This window comes from Bacteroidota bacterium, from assembly GCA_038746285.1.
Taxonomy (GTDB): domain Bacteria; phylum Bacteroidota; class Rhodothermia; order Rhodothermales; family JANQRZ01; genus JANQRZ01.
The window spans coordinates 1-24,063 of the sequence record JBCDKT010000007.1; the positions used below are offsets into that span (position 1 = coordinate 1).

20 protein-coding genes and 1 riboswitch are annotated in these 24,063 nt (G+C 71.1%); of the genes, 12 read left to right on the plus strand and 8 right to left on the minus strand.

Annotated features, from left to right (window positions below):
- The 4 genes from AAGI91_03650 to AAGI91_03665 form a co-directional block, all read left to right on the plus strand.
- Positions 1-629, plus strand: a 629-nt coding sequence (locus tag AAGI91_03650; protein MEM1041702.1) for a F0F1 ATP synthase subunit beta, incomplete at its 5' end; no start/stop codon positions are given.
- Between the two features lie 77 nt (positions 630-706).
- Entirely contained in the window at positions 707-1,120 is a 414-nt protein-coding gene (gene atpC / locus AAGI91_03655; GenBank protein ID MEM1041703.1) for an ATP synthase F1 subunit epsilon, read from the plus strand.
- Positions 1,121-1,441: 321 nt separating this feature from the next.
- Positions 1,442-2,686 carry a lamin tail domain-containing protein gene (locus tag AAGI91_03660; GenBank protein ID MEM1041704.1) on the plus strand — a complete coding sequence of 415 codons (1,245 nt, stop codon included), beginning with the start codon at positions 1,442-1,444 and terminating at the stop codon, positions 2,684-2,686.
- 173 nt (positions 2,687-2,859) lie between these two features.
- Positions 2,860-4,956 (plus strand): T9SS type A sorting domain-containing protein, encoded by a 2,097-nt coding sequence (locus tag AAGI91_03665; protein MEM1041705.1) that lies wholly within the window; start codon positions 2,860-2,862, stop codon positions 4,954-4,956.
- A 14-nt stretch (positions 4,957-4,970) separates the two neighbouring features.
- On the opposite strand, the gene AAGI91_03670 is transcribed toward AAGI91_03665, so the two are convergent.
- The 6 genes from AAGI91_03670 to AAGI91_03695 form a co-directional block, all read right to left on the minus strand.
- Positions 4,971-5,372 carry a biopolymer transporter ExbD gene (locus AAGI91_03670; GenBank protein ID MEM1041706.1) on the minus strand — a complete coding sequence of 134 codons (402 nt, stop codon included), beginning with the start codon at positions 5,370-5,372 and terminating at the stop codon, positions 4,971-4,973.
- A gap of 68 nt (positions 5,373-5,440) precedes the next feature.
- Positions 5,441-6,157 (minus strand): MotA/TolQ/ExbB proton channel family protein, encoded by a 717-nt coding sequence (locus tag AAGI91_03675; protein MEM1041707.1) that lies wholly within the window; start codon positions 6,155-6,157, stop codon positions 5,441-5,443.
- 203 nt (positions 6,158-6,360) lie between these two features.
- Positions 6,361-7,881 carry an SPOR domain-containing protein gene (locus AAGI91_03680; GenBank protein ID MEM1041708.1) on the minus strand — a complete coding sequence of 507 codons (1,521 nt, stop codon included), beginning with the start codon at positions 7,879-7,881 and terminating at the stop codon, positions 6,361-6,363.
- 3 nt (positions 7,882-7,884) lie between these two features.
- A complete protein-coding gene (locus AAGI91_03685) occupies positions 7,885-8,106 on the minus strand; it encodes an HU family DNA-binding protein (protein ID MEM1041709.1) in 222 nt (73 codons plus the stop codon).
- 49 nt (positions 8,107-8,155) lie between these two features.
- Positions 8,156-9,772, minus strand: coding sequence for a hypothetical protein (locus AAGI91_03690; GenBank protein MEM1041710.1), 1,617 nt, complete (start codon positions 9,770-9,772; stop codon positions 8,156-8,158).
- Between the two features lie 112 nt (positions 9,773-9,884).
- On the minus strand, positions 9,885-12,914 hold the full coding sequence (locus tag AAGI91_03695; GenBank protein MEM1041711.1) for a tetratricopeptide repeat protein: 3,030 nt from the start codon (positions 12,912-12,914) through the stop codon (positions 9,885-9,887).
- Between the two features lie 274 nt (positions 12,915-13,188).
- Here AAGI91_03695 and AAGI91_03700 point away from each other — a divergent pair, with 274 nt between their 5' ends.
- From AAGI91_03700 to AAGI91_03735, 8 genes are all read left to right on the plus strand, one after another.
- Entirely contained in the window at positions 13,189-13,761 is a 573-nt protein-coding gene (locus AAGI91_03700) for a hypothetical protein (protein ID MEM1041712.1), read from the plus strand.
- Positions 13,762-14,099: 338 nt separating this feature from the next.
- On the plus strand, positions 14,100-15,041 hold the full coding sequence (locus AAGI91_03705) for a PfkB family carbohydrate kinase (GenBank protein MEM1041713.1): 942 nt from the start codon (positions 14,100-14,102) through the stop codon (positions 15,039-15,041).
- Between the two features lie 81 nt (positions 15,042-15,122).
- Positions 15,123-17,186 (plus strand): tetratricopeptide repeat protein, encoded by a 2,064-nt coding sequence (locus tag AAGI91_03710; protein MEM1041714.1) that lies wholly within the window; start codon positions 15,123-15,125, stop codon positions 17,184-17,186.
- 71 nt (positions 17,187-17,257) lie between these two features.
- On the plus strand, positions 17,258-18,202 hold the full coding sequence (locus AAGI91_03715; GenBank protein MEM1041715.1) for a hypothetical protein: 945 nt from the start codon (positions 17,258-17,260) through the stop codon (positions 18,200-18,202).
- Positions 18,202-18,438 carry an RND transporter gene (locus AAGI91_03720; protein MEM1041716.1) on the plus strand — a complete coding sequence of 79 codons (237 nt, stop codon included), beginning with the start codon at positions 18,202-18,204 and terminating at the stop codon, positions 18,436-18,438. The genes AAGI91_03715 and AAGI91_03720 overlap by 1 nt, the downstream gene beginning before the upstream one ends.
- Positions 18,439-18,484: 46 nt before the next feature.
- The gene (gene folB / locus AAGI91_03725; GenBank protein MEM1041717.1) at positions 18,485-18,877 is read left to right on the plus strand and encodes a dihydroneopterin aldolase; all 393 of its coding nucleotides are present in this window, start codon (positions 18,485-18,487) and stop codon (positions 18,875-18,877) included.
- Positions 18,874-20,088 carry a 2-amino-4-hydroxy-6-hydroxymethyldihydropteridine diphosphokinase gene (gene folK / locus AAGI91_03730; protein ID MEM1041718.1) on the plus strand — a complete coding sequence of 405 codons (1,215 nt, stop codon included), beginning with the start codon at positions 18,874-18,876 and terminating at the stop codon, positions 20,086-20,088. Before folB ends, folK begins: the two co-directional genes overlap by 4 nt.
- A 42-nt stretch (positions 20,089-20,130) precedes the next feature.
- On the plus strand, positions 20,131-20,280 hold the full coding sequence (locus AAGI91_03735) for a hypothetical protein (protein ID MEM1041719.1): 150 nt from the start codon (positions 20,131-20,133) through the stop codon (positions 20,278-20,280).
- Between the two features lie 107 nt (positions 20,281-20,387).
- On the opposite strand, the gene AAGI91_03740 is transcribed toward AAGI91_03735, so the two are convergent.
- Together AAGI91_03740 and AAGI91_03745 are read right to left on the minus strand one after the other, a co-directional pair.
- Positions 20,388-21,281, minus strand: a complete 894-nt coding sequence (locus AAGI91_03740; GenBank protein ID MEM1041720.1) for an ABC transporter substrate-binding protein — start codon at positions 21,279-21,281, stop codon at positions 20,388-20,390.
- A 39-nt stretch (positions 21,282-21,320) separates the two neighbouring features.
- Positions 21,321-21,425: riboswitch (TPP riboswitch) on the minus strand.
- 38 nt (positions 21,426-21,463) lie between these two features.
- Positions 21,464-23,968, minus strand: a complete 2,505-nt coding sequence (locus tag AAGI91_03745) for a cation:proton antiporter (protein MEM1041721.1) — start codon at positions 23,966-23,968, stop codon at positions 21,464-21,466.
- Positions 23,969-24,063: the final 95 nt, after the last annotated feature.

The following is a 24,063-nucleotide window of genomic DNA, read 5'->3' on the forward strand; positions in this document are numbered from 1 at the left end:
CGGCCCTCCTCGGCCGGATGCCGAGCGCCGTCGGCTACCAGCCGACCCTCGCCACCGAGATGGGCGAGATGCAGGAGCGCATCACCTCTACCAAGAAGGGGGCCATCACGAGCGTCCAGGCCGTCTACGTCCCGGCAGACGACCTCACCGACCCCGCCCCGGCGACGACCTTCGCCCACCTCGACGCCACGACGGTGCTCTCGCGCCAGATCGCGTCGCTCGGCATCTACCCCGCCATCGACCCGCTCGACTCGAACAGCCGAATCCTCGACCCGCGCATCCTCGGCGACGAGCACTACCAGACGGCGCAGGACGTGAAGGAGCTCCTCCAGCGCTACCGCGAGCTCCAGGACATCATCGCCATCCTCGGGATGGACGAGCTCTCGGACGAGGACAAGCTCGTCGTGAGCCGCGCCCGCAAGGCCGAGCGCTTCATGAGCCAGCCGTTCTTCGTCGCCGAGCAGTTCACCGGCACGCCGGGCAAGTACGTCAAGATCGACGACACGATTCGCGGCTTCCGCATGATCCTCGACGGCGAGCTCGACCCCTTCCCCGAGCAGGCGTTCCTCTACAAGGGGGCCATCGAGGAGGTCATCGAGGCCGGCGAGAAGATGCTCGCCGAAGCCTAGTCCAACTACGAACGCAGAGCGACGAACGACGAATACCAAGACTCGTCGCTCGTCGCTCGTAACTCGTCGCTCCCGTCATGCCTTTACTCGTCGAGATCGTTGCCCCGGACACGAACGCCTTTCGGGGCGAGGCCACGAGCTTCCGCGCCCCCGGCGTCGAGGGCTCCTTCGAGGTGCTGCTCAACCACGCCCCGATGATCGCCGTCACCGGCGTCGGCCCCGTCACCATCACCACGGCGGCGGGCGAGACGGTCGAGTTCGCCACCTCCGGCGGGTTCGTCGAGGTCCTCGGCAACCACGTCATCATGCTCACCGAGAGCGCCGAGCCGGTCGACGAGATCGATCTCGAACGGGCGCAGGCCGCCGAGGAGCGCGCCCGCGACCGCATCCGCGAGAGCCAGTCGCCCGAGGAGCGGGCCGAGGCCGAGGCCGCCTTCGAGCGCGCGCGCAACCGCGCCCGCCTCGCGATGGGCCGCGTCGGAGCGCGGTAGGAGCAGAAGAGCGGGCGGGGAAGAGCGGAAGACTCCCAGGCCTCGCCGCTGCGCTTCTCTTCCCGGCTTTCGCTCATCCATACGTCCGCCCCCAGACATCACCCCGGGCGCCCGGTGGCCCGTAAGCTGCCGGGCGTTTCTGCGCGCTGCCGGACCCCCGGACCTGCAGACGGAGGCTGCACGCGCCCGGGTGCGCCGGAAGATTACAGAGAGATACGCTGGAAGCGCTAGGAGATGTCGCCGCCGGAGGTTATGCTGAGGACCGCCGACCGTCTAGTGGTGCGGTACCCCCTTACCCTCTCTCATCTACCTCTGCTTGCCATGCAACGCTTTCTACCCTTCGCACTCGCCGCCCTCTTCTGCGGCGCAGCCGTCGCCCAAACGTCCGACCTGCTGATCTCGGAGTACGTCGAGGGCTCGGCCTTCAACAAGGCTATCGAGCTCTACAACGGCACCGGCAGCGCCGTCGACCTCGAAGCCGAGGGCTACTACCTCCGCATCTTCTTCAACGGCAACACCACCGCCGGGAGCAACATCGCCCTCACCGGCACCGTCGCTAACGACGACGTGTTCGTGATCGCCGAGGATGACGCAGACTCCCTGCTCGTCCTGCCCCTGGCCGACCAGCTTAGTGGGTCGCTGTCCTTCAACGGGGACGACGCTGTCGTCCTCTTCCGCGACTCCACGATGATCGTCGACGCTATCGGACAGGTCGGCTTCGACCCCGGCAGCGAGTGGGGGATGGACAGCACCTCGACGGCAAACAACACGCTCCGCCGCCTGAGCGACGCCTGCGACGCCGACGCCGACACGAGCGACGTCTTCGACCCGGCCGTGAACTACATCGGCTTCCCGCAGGACACCTTCGACGGCCTCGGCAGCGCCTCGTTCGACTGCGGCACGGCGGGCCCGAACTTCGACCTCACGGCCTCGCTCAGCGCGATGACCGTCGCGCCGGGCGGCTCCTTCACCGTCAACTTCACCGTCGCCAACAACACGGCCAACCCGGTCACGGGCGACCTCTTCTTCACGGCCTCGCCCGGAGGCCTCCAGGCTAGTGTGTTCAACGACCAGACGATCTCGGGCAACGCGTCGGTCTCGAACAGCTATACCCAGAACGTGCCGGGGAATGCGCCGCTCGGAATCTACACCTACACGGTGCGCATCGGCCAATTCCCGAACACGACGGTGGACGCCGAAGCCTTCTCCGTGATCGTGACCGGTTCGGCGCGAGGCACGGGGACGACGTGGAGCGTCTCCGACCTCGGCCCGTGGCAGGAAGAGAGCACGCTCGCTGCTTCGGCCGTTGCCGAGAGGCTGTCGGTCTTCCCGAACCCGCTCGCCCGCGAGGCCGAGATTGCGTTCTCGCTGGAGCGCGCCGCCGACGTCTCGCTCGTGGTCTACGATGTGCGGGGCCGTGAGGTGGCGCGCCTCGTAGACAGAGCGCTCGACGCCGGAGCCCACCGCGTCGCGTTCGACGCGTCGAGCCTGAGCAGCGGCGTCTACGTCTACCGGCTGGTCAGCGGCACCCAGGTCGAGACCGGGCGCATGACGGTGGTGCGCTAGTCCAGGCCTGACTTACTCTGAGCGAGGCCCAGGGCACATTCTGCTCCTGGGCCTCGCCTGTTATATTGGACCCCGCTGACCCGGTAGCCGGTCGATTCACAGTCCTGAAAACACCGGGCATAGGGGTTGACGGGCCTGCACGCCGATTCTTTCTTCACCATACTCTGCTTCCGATGCATCTTCTATCTCGCGTAACGATGGCCGCTGCGGTGGTGATGTTTCTGCTGCCGTCCGCCTCAGCGCAGTACGTGCTCGACGAACTACTCTCGCCCAACCAGAAGGCCCTCGGCTACTTCGGCTGGGACGTGGCCGGCGTCGACGATGCCGACGGCGACGGCCGAGGCGACCTCCTCGTCGGCTCGTTCGGTGAGAACCCAGCGGGGGCCCCCGAGGGGGCGGGCCGGGCCTACCTCCTCAGCGGGGCCGACCGGTCGCTGCTCTTCGAGTTCGTCTCGCCCAACGAGCAGGAAGACGGCCTCTTCGGCTCGTCGGTGGCGAGCGTGCCGGACGCCGACGGCGACGGCCGCGGCGACGTGCTCATTGGCGCTCGGTCAGAGCAGGTAGGTAGTGGGCCGGAGGCGGCGGGCCGGGCGTACCTCTTCAGCGGGGCCACGGGCGCACTGCTCCAGACGTTCGTCTCGCCCAACGAGGAAGAGGCCGGGTTCTTCGGCTCGTCGGTGGCGGGCGTGCCGGACGCTAACGGGGACGGTCGGGGCGACGTGCTCATCGGGGCGAGCGAAGACCCCGGCACGAGCCCGGCCGAGGCGGGCCGCGTCTACCTCTTCAGCGGAGCCGACGGGTCGCTACTCCAGACGCTGGTCTCGCCCAACGAAGAAGAACTCGGCCTCTTCGGGTCGTCGGTAGCGGGCATCGACGATGCCGACGGCGACGGGCGGGGCGACCTCCTCGTCGGCGCGCGGCAGGAGGACCCCGACAGCAGCCCCATCTTCGCCGGCCGGGCCTACCTCTTCAGCGGGGCGACGGGCGCGCTGCTGCAGTCGCTGGTCTCGCCTAACGAAGAACTCGTCGGCAACTTCGGCTCGGCCGTGTCGGGCGTGCCCGACGCCGACGGGGACGGCCGGGGCGACCTCCTCGTCGGGGCCGACCGGGACGATCCAGGCAGCAGCCCCGGCGATGCGGGCCGGGCGTACCTCTTCAGCGGGGCCGATGGGTCGCTGCTCCTCGAACTTGCCTCGCCCAACGAGGAAGTGCAGGGCTTCTTCGGGCTCGCGGTCTCGGGCACGCCGGACGCCGACGGCGACGGTCGGGGTGACCTCCTCGTCGGGGCTGTCTTCGAGTCGCCCTCGACGAGTCCGAGCCGGGCGGGGCGGGCGTATCTCTTCAGCGGTGCGAACGGTGCCCTGCTCAACGTGCTGACCTCGCCGAACGAAGCGCGCGACGGCTACTTCGGCTTCAGCGTGGCGGGCGTGCCGGACGCCGACGGCGACGGCCTGGCCGATGCCCTGGCTGGGGCCTACTTCGAGGACCCCGGCGGCAGCCCCCAGGACGCCGGTCGGGCCTACCTCTTCAAAGGCGGCGCGCTGCCGCTGACCGTCGGCGTGACGGCCGAGGCGCAGGCCCCGCCGGTGTTGATCCTGGCCGGCGGCGGCAGCTTCGACTTCGACGTGACGCTCAGCAACGGCACCGGGGAGCGGCAGGCGATTGATGCGTGGGGCGTGGCCGTGCTGCCGGACGGTAGCGAGTTTGGCCCGGTCATCCCGCCGCAGCGGCTCCGGCTTCCCGCCGGGGCGACCATCGGGCCGGTGACCCTGGGGCAGTCCGTGCCGGGAGCCGCGCCGACGGGTGATTACTTCCTAGTCGTGCGGACCGGCCAGTTCCCGCTCGCTGCCGACGCCGATAGCATCGCCGTCGAGAAGACGCTGGATACTCCAGACCGTGGGGTGGGGCCGGTGGCCACCTGGCAGACCGTTGAGGTCACAGACGGTACGCCGGTTCTCGTCCAGGAAACGGTGCCACCTGCGAGCAGGACAGAGCAGGCCGGTGCAGAAACCATAGCCGCGCCGGAAGCCTACCCCAACCCGTTCCGCGACCAGACGGCGGTGCGCTTCGCCCTGGCCGAGTCGGGGCCGGTTCGCCTCGCCGTCTACGATGTCACGGGCCGCGAGGTCGCGGTGCTTGTCGACGCGGTGCTGGAAGCCGGGCAGCACGAGGGATACTTCGCAGCGGACGGCCTGGCGAGTGGGGTGTACGTCTACCGCCTCGCGACCCAGGGTCAGGTGCAGACAGGCCGGCTGGTGCTCGTGCGCTGACCGCTCGGGCTGCGCTAGCGCTGCGCCGGCTCCGTAGCCATCAGGATGCGGAGGCCGGCGGCGCGCGCGGCCCCGGCGACGGCCGCGAACTGCCCGACCGTCGCGGCCTCGTCGGCGCGCAGGATGAGCGCGTCACTGCTCGCCCCCGCAGCCTGCACGGCAGCAGCGAGGTCCGCCTCGACCGTCACCTCGTCGCCGACGTAGAACAGGCCGTCGCCGGTGATCGTCACCGTGACGGAGCGGTCCTCGGTCGGAGCCCCGGCCTCGACGCGCGGCAGGGTGACCTGGATGCCGTACTGGGTGACGAACGAGCTCGTCAGCAGGAAGAAGATCAGCAGCAGCAGCACGATGTCCGTCAGCCCGGCGAGGCTGAAGACCGAGAGCGGCTTGCGGCCCGAGGCGAAGTCGAGGGGCATGGTTCAGCGGACTGAAGACGGAGGACAGAAGACCGTGCGTGGTGAGCGTGACAGATCGGATCTGCGCGTCACGGCACAGTCACCCTGCGCTCGCGCCTGTCGGCCGGGGTCTGGAGCAAGTCGATGAACTCGGTGGCGACGCGTTCCATCTCGTTGACCGAGCGGCTGATCCGGCTCAGCAGGAAGTTGTAGGCGAAGAGCGCCAGGATGCCGACCGCGAGCCCGGCGGCCGTCGTCACGAGCGCCTCCCAGATGCCGCTGGCGAGGACGCTCGGGTTGACGTTGCCCTCCAGCGCCTGGATCTGCTGGAACGCCGCGATCATGCCGAGGACGGTGCCGAGGAAGCCCAGCAGCGGCGCAATCGAGGCCGCCGAGGCGAGGAGGTCGGTGCGCTTTTCGAGTTCGTAGGTCTCGTGCTTGCCGGCGGCCTGCACGGCCTCGCGGATCTCTCCGATGGGCCGCCCGAGCCGTTCGAGGCCGCGCTGGAGGATGCGCGCAATCGGCGTCTCGTGGGCCTTGCAGTAGCCGACGGCCCCGCCGACATCGCCGGAGCGGACGTAGTCGGCGACGGTTTCCATGAACCGGTGGGGGTCGCTGTGAGCGCGGCGCAGCACGAGCCAGCGCTCGATGAACAGGTAGACCGTCAGCAGCGAGAGTAGGGCGATGGGGACCATCACCCAGCCGCCTTTGAGGAGGACGTCGAGGAGCGAGAGCGTGGTCTCCTCCGCGGCAAGGGCGAGCGTGTCGGGTGCCGCCGCGAGGTCTTGCATGAAGGCGAGGAGCATCGGGGATGAGCTAGAAGCTGTTCGGATTTTCAGCGTGCGGAGCGAGAGCGATCGAGGGACTGATTCGGCAAGGAGTGCGAATGCGAAGCATCGGGGAGTGCAGCGACCTCACCAGGCGAACCGCGAGGTTCGGTGATGCGGCGCGACGTGGCCGGTCGGTTCCGCAGCCGCCCGCAGCCCGCGATCATAAGTCCGGACAGCTCTCAGAGCCGGAGAATCCAGCTATCGGACGGCGCGTCGGCGGGAAGGTCGCCGCGCCGGGCTTCGGCCTCGGCCACGGTATCGAACTGTCCGAGGCTGACCCGGTAACGCGTCTGGCCGGCCGCTTCTTGCGCGACTACGCCCGAGCGGAACCCCTGCGTGCGGTAGGCCTCGACCCGCTGCTCGGCCGCCGCCTGGCTCAGCTCGGAGCCGATGACCCAGGTGAAGCCTCCATCGGCGGGGGCCACGGTGCCTGCGCTACGGAGCGGGTCGGGGTCTTCTTCCTCGACCGGGTCCGTGGGGAGTGTCGCCACCGCGGAGTCGGCCGGCGGTGGGACCGCGGCGGCGGTGTCGGCGACGGGCGGACGCTCGGCGACGGGCGCAGGCGCGGGCTCGCGGCTGCGCGTCCACAGCAGGAACGCGATGGCCAGGAGGACGCCAACGGCGAGGCCTGCAAACAGCGGACCTCGGCCGGAGCGTTCCTCGGGCTTGCGGTCCTGCGGAGGCTCGGGGCCGGCAGCGCTCACCGCGGCGACAGCCGGAGCTACCGGTTCGTCGTCCGCAGGCACGGCCTCGGAGGAGGCAGCGTCGCTGGCGAGCACGGCCGGGGCGACGACCGTAGCCTCGGCGCCGGGCTCGTCCGGCTCGCCCTCGTCCGGTTCGATGACGGCATACTCGGCGTCCTCGAGGGGCTCCTCGGGCATCGGGCCGAGCGGGTGCGCGTCGTCGTCCGCATCGCCCCCGTCGGTCCATGTGTGGGCGAGCAGTTCGTCGAGGCTGGTGTCCTCGTCCTCGAACGTGTCGTCTTCTGCTTCCTCACCGGTCTCCAGGTCCGATAGGCCCTCGAAAGCGATGACCTCGTCCAGCCCGTCCTCCTCCGGGGCTCGGGGCACCTCCTCTGGTTCCGGCTCTTCGATGTCCGAGGGCGCGTCGTCCGTCTCACCCGTGATGGTGGTATCACTCGGGGCGTTAGGTGCCGGCATCGGCGGCTCGGAGGCTGCCTCCGGCTCTGCCGGTTCCAGCTCAGAATCGTCGGGAGCGATGGGGGTGCTGGCGGTGGCTAGAACCGGCGGCTCTTCCGGCGGCGGCTCGTCCGCGAGCAGGCCGGCGATGGGAGGCTCTGGGGTCTCCGGCTCGGCTTCGGGCGGCGCAGGTGCTTCGGCTGCCTCGTCGGCGAAGTCGGGCGCGGCGGAGTCGGCCGGCTCCTCGGGAGCGATAAACGTCGGGAGCGGCTGGAAGCCAGCGGCCGCAGTCTCCGAAGCCGGGCGCGGCGCGGCGGTCTCAGCGGCAACCGGGGCCAGGCCAGCGTAGCGGTGGTTCACCGCCCGGACGAGCGCGTCTTCCGGCTCGAACGCGAGGCGGGCTCCCGAGCGCCGGAACACGCCGAGGCCGGGCACAGCCGCCTCGCCCGTCGCTTCGATCTGGTCACGCAGGGTGGCGACGAGGTGGTGGAGGGTCTGCTGCGCGGCGTCCGGCGGGAGGTGCAGGGCGCGGGCCAGGTGGGTGACGAGGGCGTCGGCCATAGCTCAGGCGGAAGAGGGCTCCGGTTCGGATTCAAACGCGACTGCATCGACCGGCGGGTGCAGGGTTCGCTGGCCCGCCTCGCTTTCCACGACGCGGCTCGGCTCGTGGGCTACGCTGAAGCGGCCGAGACCCGGTACGGTCACGTCGCGGTGGTTCATCAGTTGCTCGCGGACGGCCTGGCTGAAGGCGCGGAGCACGTCCTCGGAAACGGTGTCGAGCATCATCGGAGAAAGAGGGTGGGGCGTGGGTGAGGATACGAAAGGCAGCGCTGGGCTACCACCGGACGCGGAGGCCGCCCAGAAAGGCGGCGGGAGGACGCGGAAAGCCCGGCCACTGCTCGGCGCGCCCGGCAAGGCGCTCGGCGCGCACGAGGAGGCCGACGTTGGAGGCGAACCAGTAGTGGCCCTCGGCCTCGAGCGTCGCCCAGCCGTCGGCATCGATGTCTTCGATCCCGGTAGGGCGGCTGCTCTCGGCGGTGCCGGTGACTTGGACGAGGCCGCGCGTACCGGCGAAGGGGAGCGCGAGCGAGAGGTGCCCGGTGAGCGGCGCGAAATACGGGATGTCGCGGTCGTCACCTCCGCTGGTGAGGGTGCCGGAGCGGACTTCGCCTCCGACGGTGACCCGCAGGCGGCGCGGGGCGTAGAGCGTGACGGACCCGCCGCCGCGCAGGACGCGGGTCTCACCGTAGCGGGCAACGTACAGCCAGTCGGTCGTCGCGTTGTCCCACTCGAAGTAGAGAGTCACCGGGCTGAGGCGGTACCCACCATAGGCGGTGACGCGGAGGCGTCGGCCCTGGATCTCCACCCCGCCCTGGCTGTCGACGAGGTGCAGGTCGGGCGCGACGAAGGGTGCTGCTTCGACGTACGGGTTCGTGCGGTACAGCCCGGCGAGGCCGCGACGCTCAACGCGCGGGTCGGTGCGGAGGAAGAGCCGCGTCGTCGGCGAGAGCGGCGTCTCGAAACGGACGACGGGTCCGACGTTCGTACTCGATCCGCCGCCGTTGGCTGTGCTGGCATCGTACCCGAGCAGCCGCGCTCCGACCTCAAGCTGCCCGCGCCCGACATTGAACTCGACGGTGCCGCCTGCGCTGTGCGAGGTCAGGCTCTCGCCGATGCCCTCGTCGCCGAGTCCGCTAACCGCGCCGCTGGCACCGAACCGAAGTCGCCCTGGCTGCACCTCCGCGCGTCCCTCGAGGCGAGTCTCCGAGAAGTCGGTCGTGCCCGGCGTCGCTCCGAAGATCACGTCGTCGATGCCCAGCGTCGTCGATGTCGAGCCGAACCGTGCAGCTAGCTCGAACGGGGTGCGCCCATCAGCGGCGACACGCGCCCCGCCGTCGAGTGCGCGTGTGCTCCACCGGGGCCGAAACGGAGGGACGGTCGGAACGCCGCTGTCGAAAAAGTCGTGCTCCCAGTATGCTCCGCCCAGGTCAAACCCGAACCGCGTCGAGCCGCGCGAGGCGTAGGCGATGCGCCCGTCGAAGAGGTCGGAGGCGGCGTCGAAATCCTCTGGCCCATCGGAGAAGCCGGCGTAGGCCGCGTTCAGGCCGAAGCCGCCTCGGCTGACGGCGAAGCGCCCGAGCCGGCTCGCGTAGCGCCCGAAGCCGGCGTCGATCCGTCCGGTGAGCGGGCGGAGCGTGGCGACCTCCGGCGGGGGCGGCACCGCGAGCGGGTCGAGCGGCAGGTCGTTGGGGTCCTGGCGGTAAGGGGCGACGAACGTCCGCCGGTCGGCCGGGACGACGTAGGTGCGCGGCGGCGGGGCGAACCCGCGCAGCGGCTGTCGCTCCAGGTTCGGCAGCGAGATCTGGAGGTCGCCCCGGATCTCGAACGCGCGCGGCGTGAGGTCCGGCAGCCGCTCCGGCTCGGGCTGCGCCAGGGCGGGGCAGGCAAGCAAGAGCGGAAGAGTGGAAGAGCGGAAGAGACGCGCGGCGTGCGCTCCCCGTCGCTTCAGCTTGTCCAATCGGGAATCTTTCGTTCTTCCTTGCGTTCGTTCTTCCATACCTGAATCAGCGTTCGCGCTCGGCCGTGACCGCGGCGGGGGTGTCGGCGTAGGCGTCGAGGACGAGTTGGTAGGTCTCCTCGGCGCGGCCCGGCTCGTCGAGGGCGCGGAAGGCACGGGCCAACGCGACGAGCGTCTCGGCCACCTGGTCGGGATAGCCCGCGAAGCGGTTGTCCATGTCGAGCCGCTCGACCGCCGTGAGCACGCCCTGCGGGTCGCCCGGAAGAAGCGCTTCGGCGAGGCGAACGAGAGCGTCGGCCCCGAGTTCGTCGTCGCGCTCCGTGGCGAGGCGCTCGTAGCCTCCGACGGCCTCGTCCCTGCGCCCCTGCGCCTCGGCGGCCTGCGCGAGTCCGAACCAGGCGCGGTCGCCGAGTACGCCGCTGACCGAGGCGGCGACGGCGTCGAAGAGCGCCTCGGCGTCGGCGGCCCGACCTAGCCCGAGGAGCGCTTCGGCTTCGCCGAGTCGGGCCTCGACCCCGGCCTCGACGGTCGCGGCGCCGGCGCTGAGCGAGCGGTAGAGCGCGAGGGCTTCGTCCCAGCGCTCGGCGCTGAGGTAGAGCGCCCCGAGGCGGGCCGCCGCGTCGGGCTGCACGTCGGCCCTCGGGAAGCGCTCGACGACGCGGCGGAAGTTCGGCTCGGCGCGGTCCGGCTCGCCGAGGTCGGCGTGGGCACGGCCGAGGTAGAGGTAGGCCGCCGCCTGAAGCTCGCGGTCGCGGGCGGTGCGGAGGAAGTCCTCGAACGCCTCGACGGCGACGCGGAGGTTGCCGCTCTGAAACGCACCCTCGGCTTGCCGGAACCGAAGCTCGTCGAGCACGCCCGCGTTAGGGTTCCGGTCGGCGTACTGCCGGACGACCTCGTCGAGCCGGTGCTCCTCGCCCTGCGCGGTGAGCGCGAACTGCACCCCCGAGAGCGCGTCCACGACGAACGGGCTGTCCGGGTAGCGCTCCAGCACGGCGCGGTACGCCGCCGTCGCCTCGCGCAGCCGCCCCTGGTTATAGCGCGCGTCGCCGATTCCGTACTGCGCCTTCGGTGCCACCGGCGAGCCGGGGTGGTCGCCGAGCACGCGCTGGTAGCTCGCCACCGCCGCCGGGTAGTCCTCGGCCTGGAAGGCGAGTGCGCCCTTCGCGTAGTGCGTCTGCGCCCGCAGCGCCGAGTCGGGGTAGCCCGTCAGCAGCCGGTCGTAGGCCGCCTGGGCCTCGGCCCGGCGGCCGGCGTTGGCGTGCGCTTGCCCGACCTGGAAGAGCGCGTAGTCCGCACCGCCGACCCCGGCCCCCTCGACCTGCCGGTAGACGGCGACCGCCTCGTCGAAGCGCTTGAGCGCGAAGTAGGCGTCGGCGAGGCGGAGGCGGGCGTCGGTGGTGTAGGGGACGATCTCGGTGCCGGGGCGGTAGCTGGCGAGGAAGCGCTCGAAGGCGGCGGCGGCGCGGGCGTAGTCGCCTCGCTTGAAGACGGCCCACGCGAGGGCGTAGCGGGCGGCGTCCTGCTGCCGGTGGTCGGGGAACTGGCTGAGGAACTCCGTGAAGAGCGTCTCGGCGCGGTCGAGCGCGGCGGCGTTTCCGCGCTGGCCTTCCTGGAACGACGACTCAGCGGCCCAGAACAACGCCTCGCCCGCGCGCGGCCCGCGCGGCTCGCGCCGGTAGAGGCCCTGAAGTTGGCGTGCCGCCTCGGCGTAGTCGCCGGACTGGTAGAGTCCGTAGCCCTGCTGAAACGCGACCTCGCCCTGCACCTCTGCCGAGGCCGTGCCTCGCGCCTCGGCCCGCTCGTTCGCTCGCTCGGCGCGGCGGAAGTCGCCGAGGGCGGCGTAGGTCTCGCCGAGCATCCGGGCGGCCTCGCCCGCGAACGCCGAGGTGGGGTAGCGGTCGAGGAGGCGCTCGAAGCTCTCGGCGGCCTCGTCCCAGCGGCGGACCCCGTAGAGGAGGAACCCGCGCTCGAACAGGGCGGCGTCGGCGAAGGGGCTCTCGGGGCGGCGGAGCTCGACGGCCGCGAGGCGGCGCGCGGCTTCGTCGATCTGCCCGGTGCGCTTGAGCGCGATGCCTTCGTAGTACGTCGCCTCGGCCGCGAGGTCGTCAAACGCCTCGCCCGAGGCGGTACGGACGGCGGCGTAGCTGTCGGCGGCGGCGGCCCACGCCTCGCGCTCCCACGCGATTCGGGCCTGCCCGAACCGGGCGCGGCGGCTGTACGGTCCGTCCTCGGTGATCTCGGCGAAGTAGCGGTCCGCCTCGTCCATGCGGCCGAGCCGGAGCGCGGCGTCGCCGAGGAGAAAAAGAGCGCGGTCTCGGGCCGTGCCGCCCAGGTCTGGCAGGCGGCGTTCGCCTTCGACGAGGACGCGGTCGTACTGCCCGGTGCGGAGGTACGCCTCGGCAAGCGCGAGGCCGACCCGGCGGTCTTCCGGCGACCGGGCGTAGTCGCGGGCGAGCCGGCCGAACGCGTCGGCAGCGGCGGCGTAGTTGCCGCGCTCGACCTCGGCGAAGCCGGCGGTGTAGAGCGCGAGCGGAGCGGCGGCGGCACGCGGGTAGGTATCTGCCACGCGGCGGAGCGTCGCCACGGCCGCGCCGGGGCGGTCCTGCCGGAGCGAGGTCTGGCCCATCAGCAGCAGTGCCCGCGCCGCATCTTCGGGAGCCGCGTCCTCCTCCGCGGCCTCGCCGAGTGCACGGCGCGCCTCGTCGTAGCGCTCCGTGGCGAAGTAGTACTCGCCGAGCGCGAGGCGGGCGCGAGGCGCGAGAGGATGGGCCGGATAGCGCGTGCGGAAGGCCATCAGCAGGCGTCCGGCTTCCTCGTCGTTGCCTGCCGCGAGCGCCGCTTCGCCGCCGTAGTACAGCGCCTCCGACGTGCGCGTGTCGGTGGGATAGGCCGAGCGGAAGTCGGCGAAGGCGCGCTCGGCCTCGCCGAAGAGGCGGGCGTCGAAGAGCGCGTAGGCGTCGGCGAAGGCAGCCTCGGCGGTGACGGGACCAGGCTGGGCGAGGGCGGACGCCGCGAGGAGCAGGCAGGCGAGGAAGAGCGGAAGAGCGAAAGAGCAGGAGCGATGGGGGGACGTCATCGCGCCAGAGAGCCTTTCATCCATTCTTCCCTTCGTCCGCTCGTTCATACGTGGGGGCCGTTTGGGCTCGGCACAGAGGGGTGAATAGACGCCTGGGACGGGGTACCGCGCCTCGGGCACGCGGCCGGGTCTAAGATAACCGAGGAACGCAACAAGGCGGGCGCTTCGCATTCGGCCCCGGGCGAAACAAAAGCCCCGCCGCCTCGCGTTGAATCTCTCTCCCTGTACCGCCAGGGCTCTTCTCTATCTCGTCCCCTCTCCGACTCCCGCTCTCATGGCTACCGACGACAAGAACACCGGAACCCCCGCCGCCAAAGCCGAAACCAACGGCACCCCGAACCCCAAGACGCCGCCCAAGCTCGACCCGAACTCCGTCACGGCCTCGGCCGGACGCCCGGTGACGACCACGCCCAACTACGGCGACCCGACCGTGGACCGCCTCTCGCTCGACCCCGCCGACTCGGACGACTGGGTGACACGCACCAAGCTGTGGGTCGAGGAGAACCCCGTCCTCGCCGTCGTCGGCGCGGTCGGCCTCGGGCTGCTCGTCGGGCGCGTGGTGATGGCCGCCGTGCCCGACCCCGCGCCGCAGACGCTGACCGACAAGATCGAGGCGCGGGCGAAGGTTCTCGCCAAGCAGGGCAAGTACGCGGCCAACGATGCCGGCGACGCCATCTCGCAGCAGCTCGCCGTCGCCGCCGACGCGCTCAGCGAAGCCGCCCAGGCCGTCTCCGTCAACGCCAAACAGGGCTACGGCGAGGCGAAGGACTTCACCGAGACGATCGCCGAAGCCATCGGCGACGCGTTCTCGAAGAAGGCGAGCGAGTGGATGGACAAAGTCTCGTGAGCCTGGTCTAGCTCCGATCTCCCGCGGGGGCTGGCGCACAGGCGCTGGCCCCCGCGCTGCATCTCGGGGGGCCGCCTTGAGCGGAGGCCGGAGGCCGGAGTCGAAAGGGCTCTACGGGCACAGGATCGGGCAGACGCTGAGCGCTTCCCCGAAGAGACGAGCTTCGCCGAGCCTTCGGGTCGGCCTGCGGCGCGGCTTCGCGTTCTCGACTGCGCTCGGGATGACCGAGGATAGAGGGACCGCCCCGCGCTTCTTCACCGAAGAGGGGCGGGGCAGAAATCGCCTCCACGCCTATATTTCGTGACCTCCAGCCCTAGTCCCTCCGACTCTTTAGCCCCATGAGCGTCCTCGTCGTCGGCACCGTCGCGTTCGACACCATCGAAACCCCCTTCGGCAAGGCCGAGCGCATCCTCGGTGGCTCGGGGACCTACATCGCCCTCGCCGCTCGCTACCTCGCTGCGCCGGTCCGGGTCGTCGGCGTCGTCGGGCACGACTTCCCCGAGGCGCACGTCGACCTCCTCCGGGCGCGCGACATCGACACCGAGGGGCTGGAGCGCGACCCGGAGGGCGAGACGTTCTTCTGGGCCGGGCGCTACCACTACGACCTCAACCGCCGCGACACGCTCGCCACGCACCTCAACGTCCTCGCTACGTTCGACCCGGTGATCCCTGATGCCTACCGCGACAGCCGGATCGTCTGCCTCGGCAACCTCGACCCGACGGTGCAGGCGAAGGTGCTCGACCAGGTGGAGGCCCCAGACCTCGTCGTGCTCGACACGATGAACTACTGGATCGAGCATACACCGAAAGAGCTGCGCAAGACGCTCCGCCGCGTCGACGTCCTCGTCATCAACGACTCCGAGGCGCGCGAACTCTCGGGCGAGCCCAACCTCGTCCGCGCCGCCGCCGTGGTCCGCAGCATGGGACCGCAGACGCTCGTCATCAAAAAAGGCGAGCACGGCGCGCTGCTCTTCGCGGGCGACACCGTCTTCAGCGCCCCCGCCTTCCCGCTCGAAGCGATCTACGACCCGACCGGCGCGGGCGACGCCTTCATGGGTGGCTTCGCCGGGCACCTCGCCCGGACCGACCCGAGCGACCCGCAGGAGCTTCGCCGGGCCATCGTCCTCGGCAGCGCCCTTGCGTCGTTCGTCGTCGAGGCCTTCGGGACCGACCGGCTGCTGAACCTGGAGGCGCGCGACCTGGAGGCGCGCATCGCGGCGTTCCACGACCTCTCGGCGATCCCGGACATGGCCCAGGCCCTCGCCGCGCCGAGCGCCTGAGCGAAGGAGCGGGGGACGGGGTCTGGCCCTGCGGGCGGCGCAAACCGGCGCTATCTTCGGTCTGCTCGCCTCCTGCCTGCCATGCGATCTCCCACCGTGCTCGCCGTATTCGTCGTCCTCGGGGTGGGGTGTGCCCGCGAGGCACCGGTGGACCACGGCACGATCGCAGTGACGGAGATCGCCGAGGTGGCCTACGTCGGCGACGAGGCGTGCGCGTCGTGCCACGAGGACCTCTACGCGAGCTACCACCGCACGGGCATGGGGCGCTCGGTCTCGCGCTTCGAGCGGACGACGGCCCCGGAGCGCTTCGACGCCGCCGGGCGCAGCCCCGTCGTCTTCAACGAGGCGTTCGGGTACTACTACCAGGCCTATGCCGAGGGCGACACGCTCTTCCAGCGCGAGTTCCGGCAGGACGACCGAGGCCGTGTAACCTACGAGCGCGTCCACCGCGCCGCCTACGTCGTCGGCAGCGGGAACGCGACGCGGTCGTACCTGATGCACGAGAACGGGTTCGTGACCGAGATGCCGCTGACGTGGTACGTCGAGCGCGAGATCTGGGACATGAGCCCCGGCTACCGGTCGAGCAACAGCCGCTTCAGCCGTCCGGCCAACCTCGAGTGCGTGACGTGCCACAACGGCAACCCGGAGCTGACGGCGTTCACGCAGAACCACTACGCCGAACTCCCGCTGGGCATCACCTGCGAGCGCTGCCACGGGCCGGGCGAGGCCCACGTCGAGGGCTGGCTGGCCGGCGTTGAGCCGGACGAGGCGGAGAACGTCGTCAACCCGGCGAACCTGGAACGGAGCCTTCAGCTCGCCGTCTGCCAGCAGTGCCACCTCGAAGGCATCACCGTCTTCGAGCCCGGCGAGGACCCCACGACGTTCCGCCCCGGCGAGGCGCTCACGGCCCACCGCAGCGTCTTCGCCCGACTCGACAAGATCGAGGACCCCGACGACTTCGGGATCGCCTCGCACGGCCTCCGCCTCGCGCTCAGCGCGTGCTTCAAAGAGAGCGCGATGACCTGCACTACGTGTCACGATCCGCACCAGCCCACGGCTGAACTCGACCCCGACGCCTTCAACCTGGCGTGCCAGAGCTGCCACGGCGGCGAGGCCGAGGCCGAGCCCGTCTGCGAGCGCCCCGAAGCTGAGACCGTCGCCGAGGCGATGACCGGCGACTGCGTGAGCTGCCACCTCCAAGTCGGCGGCACGTCGGACATCCCGCACGTCTCGTTCACCGACCACTGGATCCGCCGCGAACTGCCCCCGGCGCGCCTGCCCGGCCTGATCGAGCGCGAAGAGCAGCAGACGGAGCCGTTCACGCTCGTCAGCCTGCTGGACGAGGACCCGGAGCGCAGCCCCGGCGAGGCCGACATCGAGGCAGCCCTCGCCACGTTCCACCTCTACGAGACCCAGCACCGCCTCCCGGCCTACCTCCCCGACATCGCCGCCGGCCTCCGCCGCGGGCTCGCCGCCGGAGCGGGCCACGCCGAGGCCCTCGTCGCGCTCGGCCGTGTGCTGATGGAGCAGGACTCCCTCGCCGCCGCGGAGCGCGTCCTCGGCGAAGCGTCCTCGGCCTATCCCGAGGACGTGTGGGCGGCCTACTGGCTGGGCGTCGTGCGGACCGAGCAGCAGAACGCCCCGGCCGCCCTCGACCCCCTGCGCCGCGCGGTCGAGCTCCAGCCGGTCCTCGTCGAGGCCCGCATCGCGCTCGCCGAAGCCCTCGACGCGGCGGGGCAGACCGACGCGGCCGTCGCCCAGCTCGAAGCTGCCGTCGAAACCGACTCGATCCACCACCCGGCGGCGTGGAACAACCTCGGGTTCATCCACCTCCAGGCCGGGCGTACGGACGAGGCCACGTCCGCCCTCGCCGCCGCCGTCCGCCTCGACCCCCGCTTCGCCGAGGCCCGCGTCAACCTGGCCTCGGTCTACCTGCTGGCCGGGCAGTTCGACGAGGCCGTGGAGCACCTCGAAGCGGCCATCGACGCGCGGCCCGACTACGCCCCGGCCTTCGGCAACCTCGGCGTGGCCTATGCCCGCCTCGGCCGCCTCGCCGACGCCCGCCGGATGTTCGAGCGCCTGCTCGCGCTGAGCCCCGGCGACCAGCGCGCGCGGGCCTACCTGGCGCAGCTTGCGGAGGGATGAGAATGGGAGAGAGGGAGAGAGGGAGAATGGGAGATGGAGTATGGAGGAGCGCGCGCTATTCTCTATCCTCCATGCTCTATCCTCTCGTGTGTCTGCTCTGTCTCACAGGGTGCGGCGGTGGGGGGGGCGAAAATGGTCTCCTGCTGGACCTCGACAAGCGCAACCCGGAGCGGCTGCTGCGCTTCTACCTCGGCTCCTACCTCGGCCCGGACGGCGGCGACGCGTTCGAGGCGGGCCTGCTCTCCGGCGACGGCGACTTCCGGCTCCACCCCGAGCGCCTCGACGCCCGCTGGCGCGCCGCGCTCGACAGCGCCAACGCCGACGGCGACGCGGCCATCGACTGGGACGAGTTCATCGACTTCGTCGACCGGACCTACGCCGCGGCGCGCGGCCTGCCGCCGACGCTGGGCGCGTTCCGGACTAGCGCGCCCTACGCCGGCGGCGACCCGGCCTGGTTCACGGTCGAGATCGACGGCGTGATGACGAACGCCCGGCGGCACATCTTCGTCCCGATGGCGAGCCTCCGCGCGGCGCTCGAAGGGTACCGGCAAAACGATGACCGGCTCATCTACCCCGTCGGCACGACGCTTGTCGGCGAGCACCGGGTGGACGGCGCGCTCGCCGAGACGACCGTCAAGCTCCGCCGCGCCGACGGCTTCTGGGACTTCTTCGTCTACGGTGCCGACGGACGGCTTGCGGCGGCGACCGCGACCGAGCCGCGCCCGCTCCAGAGTCCGACGCAGTGCACCGGCTGCCACTTCGGGCAGAAGCAGTTCGAGCCGGAGAGGAGCTTCCCCGCCGCCGCGCCCGACGGGCCGTTCGGGCCGCGCGGCATCCGCGTCGGGGAGGCGATGCGCAACGCCTCGGTCGTCCCCTTCTTCAACGAGCACGCCAAGCGCAGCGACTCCGTGCTCGGCATCTACGGCACCCTCTTCGTCTCCGGTCTCCTCGCCGACCGCACCGCCGGCCGCCTCGCGCCGGAGGACGCGGCCCTGCTCGAAACCCTCGGGCTGTGATGCGCTGGCTCGACCGGGTCCCGCTATGGATACTCGCCGCCGGAGCGCTCTTCATGGCGCTCGCGCCGTTCGTGCCCGAGCCACACCTGTGGCGCGACCTGAAGTGGCTCCTCGCAGGGGACCTGACGCGCCCCGAAGACATCTTCGACCTGTTCTGGCACAGCGCGCTGCCGGTCCTGCTCGCTGTCCGGCTCGTCCGCGACCGGAAGAAAAAGAGCGCGGCAGAGGGGGCGTGACCTGGCCCCCGATGGCGCTATCTTTCGGCATCCACCACCGGCTCGCATGACTGACCACTCCCGCTCCGCCGACTCGACCGGCACCGTCCGGCTCGTCAACGCCGTGTTCTACGCGCACCACGGCGTGATGCAGGAGGAGCACCGCATCGGCGGGCGCTACGAGGTGGACGTGGCGATGGACCTCGACTTCCGCGCCGCCGCCGAGAACGACGACCTGGACCGGACCGTCGACTACGAGCAGGTCTACAGCCTCGTCCGCGAGCATGTGACCGGCAACAAGTTCTACCTGATCGAGAAGCTGGCCTACCAGATCGCGCAGGCGGTGCTGGAGGCGTTCGCTATCGTTGAGCGGGCCGAGGTGACGGTGCGCAAGGCGAACCCGCCGGTCGGCGGGTCCGTGGACCGGGCCGAAGTGGTCTACAGAGCCGTGCGGGGATGAGAGACGAGGCACGCGTATTCGTGGGCCTGGGCGCGAACCTGGGCGACCGGGCGGCCCAACTGCGGACGGCGATCCGGGTGCTCGCCGCCGAGCCCGAGGTGCGCGCCGGAGCCGTCTCGCCAGTCTACGAGTCGAAGGCCCACACGCTCGGCAGCGGCGAGCCGCAGCCGCCCTACCTCAACGCTGTCGCCGAACTGCGGACGACGCTCGAGCCGGACCTCCTGCTCGCCCTCTTCGAGCGCATCGAGCGCTCCGCCGGCCGCGACCGCTCCGGCGACGCCGCCCGCTGGGCTGCCCGGCCGCTAGACCTCGACCTGCTGCTCTACGACGACCGCGTGATCCGTACTGAGGCCCTCGCCGTCCCGCACCCACGCCTCGCCGAGCGCCGCTTCGTCCTCCACCCCCTCGCCGACCTCGCCCCGGACCTCGTGGTTCCGGTCCTCGACGCACCGGTCCGGCAGCTTTTGGAAGACTGCCCCGACGCCGGCTCCATCCGCCGGACGGCGCACCGCCTCGCTCCCTCGCTCGCCGACACGGAGCCGCTCTTGCCCGAGGCGCTGCGCTACGTCGCCGTCGAGGGCGTAATCGGTGCGGGGAAGACCTCGCTCGCCCGGCTCCTCGCCGAGCGGACCGGGGCGCGGCTCGTGCTCGAAGAGTTCGAAGAGAACCCGTTCCTCCCCGACTTCTACCGCGACGCCGTGCGCTGGGCCTTCCACACCCAGCTCGCCTTCCTCGCCAGCCGCTTCCGCCAGCAGAAAGCCCTCGGTGCGGGCGACCTGTTCCACCACGCCACCGTCGCCGACTACACCTTCGACAAGGACCGCATCTTCGCCCACATCACGCTCTCGGGCGACGAACTGCAACTCTACGAAACGCTCTATGGCCTGATGGAGACGGCGACGCCGCAGCCCGACCTCGTGGTCTACCTCCAAAGCTCCGTGGACCGGCTGATGGAGAACATCGCGCAGCGCGGGCGGGACTACGAAAAGGACATGGACCGGGACTATATCGCAGAGCTGTCGGGGGCGTACGACCAATACTTCAAGCATTACACGAGAGGTCCCCTGCTCATCATCGACGGCACCACGATGGACTTCGTGAACGACCCCGACGACTTCGAGCGGCTCGTCCGCCAGATCGCCGCGATGGCGGGGCGGCCCGGGACCGTCCGCTTCAACCCCGTCGCGGAAGGGCAGTTGGACCTGCTCTAGATAACTCAAGTTGCGTGGTACGGGAGCCGCTCCGGTCTCAGCGTGAGCACCGACAGGAACGCCTTCAACTCGAACCTCCGCGCCGTCACTGCGTGGACCGGCGTCGGTAGCAGGCGCTCCAACGAACTGAAGCTCGTCTCGACCACCCTTCGGTTCGGTGGGGTACTCGTTGTAGGCCCTGCCGCCGTGTAGGACCAAGCCTGTCGGCAGGTTGAGCGCGAAGTTCTTCAGTTCGGCTGTGTCACTGTAGGATCCCGGCGTGAGATGCTCGGTGAGGCTCACAGCCGCCGGGCAGAGCGTCAGAGCGCGAGGTCGTTGGTCCAGTAGGCGTCTGCGCCGGGTGTCGCGGCGATCAGGTCGCGCTCACTCATCCAGTTCTCCAACTGCCGGTAGTAGGCCGTGCTCATCGAGAAGTCGTGCGTGAAGCAGGGAACGGTGGCGTCGTAGATCGCCCCGGTCAGCGCGTCGCCGGGGTCGGCCTCGGCGCGGCGGAAGTAGACCTCGCGGGCGGCCTCGGGGTCCTGCTTGACGGCGTCGACGCCGCGCCGGAGCACGCGGACGAGGCGCGCGAACGTGTCGCGCTCGGCGGCGAGCTTGTCGGGGTGCGTGATGAGGACGAGCTGGCAGAAGTCGGGGACGCCCCAGTCCTTGAGGGCGAACATCCGCACGTCGAGCCCGCGGTGCCGGGCCTCGACGATCTCGAAGTTGTAGAAGACGAGCGTCGCCACGTCGGCCTTGCCCTCGGCGAGGGCGTCGGTGTGGTAGAACGAGTTGTTGACCCGGCCGTAGCCGTCCTCGGTGCCGGCCGGGCCGCCGTCGGCCTCGACCATCGTGGCGACGATCGCGGGACCGCCGGGACCGGGCGCGCCAGGGTACTGGATGCGCGTGCCCGCCATGTCGCGCGGGCGCTCGATCTCGGCCGTCGCCATCACGCCGCCATTCGTGTGGAGGAAGCGCGCGAAGCCGACGCAGAGTTCACCTTTGGCGCGGTCCTCGACGAGGTGGAGCGGCTCGGTGATGGCGCACTCCATCTCGCCGTTTTCAATCGCTTCGACGGCGTCGAGGTGCTCCTCAGGCTCGATCAGTTCGACGTCGAGCCCGGCGTCGCGGAACCAGCCGCGGTCTTGGGCGAGGAGGAAGGGGACGTGGTCCGGGTTGAGGAACCACTCGAGGCCGAGGCGAAGGCGGGTCATGGCGTAGGCGGCTGGGGTGAGGGGAAAAGCCAGCCGGACCTGTGCCGGTCGGAGCACTCCCTACGCCGGTGCGAACCGGATCAGGTGCGGAGGGTCTGTCTCAGCCGCCTCCCGATTGCAGGCGCGGCACCCCTGGCTTCCGTTACGCCCAAGATACGGCAGCCCGGCCTCACGGTCCGGCCTCACGTCAGCCTTTCGCGGAAAGCAGACCGCAGGACGCGCTGCATGACCTCGGGCGTCGGGGCCTGCGCGAGCGCCTCGACGGTCTCCGGCTCGCGCACCGTCCGGGCCGCCGCCGCGAGCAGGCGGAAGTAGGCGTCAGGGTCCATCTCGGCCGGGGCAAGCGCGACGAGCAGGACGCGGGCGGGCTCGCTGGCACCGGGAAGGCGGACCCCCTCAGGGCAGGTGCCGACGTAGAGCGCGGGCGCGTCGGCGTGCTCGGTGTGGGTGTGATAGAGAACGGCCCCCGGCGTCACCTCCGGCGTTCCGCGCTCGGGGCTGCCGCCGTCGAGCGCGAGCAAGCGGGCGAGTGGCGCGGCCTCGGCCGGCGTATCGGAGAACGCGGGGGCGATGACGCCCCGGAGCAGCGTCTCGGTACTGCCCGTGCACAGGCCCGGCGTGAGCCGCTCCGGTGGGACGCTGAACGCGCCAGCCGCGTCCTCGACTGAAGGCTCGGCTTCGCGCACGTAGGGGTCTACGCGGGTCTCGGAGAGCGTGACCGAGAGGAGATCGCAGTCGGGGAAGCGCCGGGCGAGGACGCGGACCAGCCGCTGCGCGCCCGGACGCCACGCCACCGACCCGCTCCGCACGCTGAGCGCGACGACGATGTCGCCGGGCCTCACGAGGCCGTCGAGGGAGCGGACCAGCCGGCGCCACTGCGCGACCGGGTAGGGGGTGAGCGTGGCCTCGGGCTCGGCCGCTTGCAGGCGCGCCTCGACGTCCGCAGCATGCTCGCGCTCGGCGACCACGACGAGGGGGAGGCTCTTGCCGGCCGCGAGCACCTTGAGCGCGCGTGCCGCCCGGGCGAAGCCCGGTTCGCGGTGGAGGAGCGGCGGGACGAGGACCACCATGCGCTGAGCCGCCGCCAGCGGGGCGGCGAGGCGGGCGACGATCATCATCGCCCGGGTGTCCTCCAGCACGCCGTCGATGACGTGCCCGAAAACAGCCGTGCCCGGCGTCCACTCGCCGTTCCAGCCCGCCACGATCTCCGAGGCCCGCAGTTCGCGCACGCCGCGGACGATACCGACCACCGGGTTGTCGTCGATCCGCACCGTCTGGACGGCGGGGACGCTGGCGGCCGTCGCCCACTCGACGGCCCGCTCCATCAGCGCCTCGGCCTCGGCCACGCGCGCGGCCTCGCCCGGACCGCCCCGCGCCACGGCGAGAGGGTAGACTGGCTGCTCACTCGCTGGGCTACGCAGCAGCAGCGCGAGCTGCATCAGTTCCTCGGCCGTCTCCGGGTTGGAGAGCGGGACGATGATCCGCTCCGGGGCCTCGGTCGGTTCGTAGGGCGCGTCGGCGGCGGCGAGAGCCGCCCGCCGCCCGAAGACCCGCACCAGCGTCGGCCCGACGAGGCACGTCAGCACGATCGTCAGCACGACCGCGTTGACGGCGACGGCGTCGAAGAGGCCCATCTCGAACCCGACCAGCGTGACGGCGAGCGTCGCGGCCGCCTGCGGCATCGTCAGCCCGGCGACGGCCACGCCTTCGTCCCGCGAGAACCCGAGGACCGGCGCGAGCGCAAGCGTGGCGAGGCCCTTGCCGACTACGACGAGGCCGGTGAAGGCGAGCGCGAGCACCCACACGTCCAGCGCGCCGAGCACCCGGACGTCGACGAGGAGGCCGACCGAGACGAGGAAAAACGGGACGAGGAACGCGTCGCCGACGAAGCGGAGCCGGGTCATCAGCGGGCTCCGCTTCGGGACGAGCCGGTTGAGGGCGATTCCGGCGAGGAAGGCCCCGATGATCGGGGCGAGGCGGACGAGCGAGGCCGTCCACGCGGCGAGGAATACGGCGGCAAGTAGGAACGCGAACGCCGCGTCGTCCTCGCGCCGGACGCGCCGGAAGAACTGGCCCGCGAGGCGCGGCAGCCCAGCCAGCACGGCGAGCGTCCACACGGCCGCCCCGCCGGCAAACGTCACCCAGAACCCTGCGCCGGTCTCGCCGCTTACGACGCCCTGCACGACGGCCAGCACGATGAGTGAGAGCAGGTCCGTCACGAGCGTCGCGCCGGTGGCGATCACGAACGGCCGCTCCCCCGCGACCCCCAGCCGGCGGGCGAGCGGAAGCGCCAGGAGCGTGTGGCTCCCGACGATGCTTCCGAGCAGAGCCGCCGCCGCAAACCCATATCCGAGCACCCCCATCCCGGCCACGAGCGCGAGCGCCATCGGCCCGGCGAACGACGCGAGCCCGAAGGCGAGCGCGGCCCGGCGCTGCTGCCGGAACTCGCCGAGGTCGAGCGTGACCCCCGCCATGAACATCAGGTAGAGCAGCCCGAACGTGCCCAGGAGGACGAACGTCGCGTCGCGCTCCAGCAGGCCGGTCACGCTCGGCCCCGCGACCGCGCCGAGGGCGATCAGCCCCACCAGGCCGGGCATGCGCAGGCGCTCGAAGAGCAGCGGCCCGACGAGCAGGATCACCATCGTGATCGCGACGATGAGGACGGGGTCCGTAACCGGAAGAGGCACGAGCGGTCGGGTGCGCTGAGGCGGGGCGAGAGGGGAGGCCAGGGCGCTCCGCCTCCGCTCGCCCAAGATAAGCGCGGGGGCGAGCCGCCACGCTT

Excerpts from the sequence above, each read along its gene's own strand:
- atpC (MEM1041703.1), top strand. The coding sequence starts at position 707 with ATGCCTTTACTCGTCGAGATCGTTGCCCCGGACACGAACGCCTTTCGG.
- AAGI91_03660 (MEM1041704.1), top strand. The coding sequence starts at position 1,442 with ATGCAACGCTTTCTACCCTTCGCACTCGCCGCCCTCTTCTGCGGCGCA.
- AAGI91_03665 (MEM1041705.1), top strand. The coding sequence starts at position 2,860 with ATGCATCTTCTATCTCGCGTAACGATGGCCGCTGCGGTGGTGATGTTT.
- AAGI91_03670 (MEM1041706.1), bottom strand. The coding sequence starts at position 5,372 with ATGCCCCTCGACTTCGCCTCGGGCCGCAAGCCGCTCTCGGTCTTCAGC.
- AAGI91_03675 (MEM1041707.1), bottom strand. The coding sequence starts at position 6,157 with ATGCTCCTCGCCTTCATGCAAGACCTCGCGGCGGCACCCGACACGCTC.
- AAGI91_03680 (MEM1041708.1), bottom strand. The coding sequence starts at position 7,881 with ATGGCCGACGCCCTCGTCACCCACCTGGCCCGCGCCCTGCACCTCCCG.
- AAGI91_03685 (MEM1041709.1), bottom strand. The coding sequence starts at position 8,106 with ATGATGCTCGACACCGTTTCCGAGGACGTGCTCCGCGCCTTCAGCCAG.
- AAGI91_03695 (MEM1041711.1), bottom strand. The coding sequence starts at position 12,914 with ATGACGTCCCCCCATCGCTCCTGCTCTTTCGCTCTTCCGCTCTTCCTC.
- AAGI91_03700 (MEM1041712.1), top strand. The coding sequence starts at position 13,189 with ATGGCTACCGACGACAAGAACACCGGAACCCCCGCCGCCAAAGCCGAA.
- AAGI91_03705 (MEM1041713.1), top strand. The coding sequence starts at position 14,100 with ATGAGCGTCCTCGTCGTCGGCACCGTCGCGTTCGACACCATCGAAACC.
- AAGI91_03710 (MEM1041714.1), top strand. The coding sequence starts at position 15,123 with ATGCGATCTCCCACCGTGCTCGCCGTATTCGTCGTCCTCGGGGTGGGG.
- AAGI91_03715 (MEM1041715.1), top strand. The coding sequence starts at position 17,258 with ATGCTCTATCCTCTCGTGTGTCTGCTCTGTCTCACAGGGTGCGGCGGT.
- AAGI91_03720 (MEM1041716.1), top strand. The coding sequence starts at position 18,202 with ATGCGCTGGCTCGACCGGGTCCCGCTATGGATACTCGCCGCCGGAGCG.
- folB (MEM1041717.1), top strand. The coding sequence starts at position 18,485 with ATGACTGACCACTCCCGCTCCGCCGACTCGACCGGCACCGTCCGGCTC.
- folK (MEM1041718.1), top strand. The coding sequence starts at position 18,874 with ATGAGAGACGAGGCACGCGTATTCGTGGGCCTGGGCGCGAACCTGGGC.
- AAGI91_03740 (MEM1041720.1), bottom strand. The coding sequence starts at position 21,281 with ATGACCCGCCTTCGCCTCGGCCTCGAGTGGTTCCTCAACCCGGACCAC.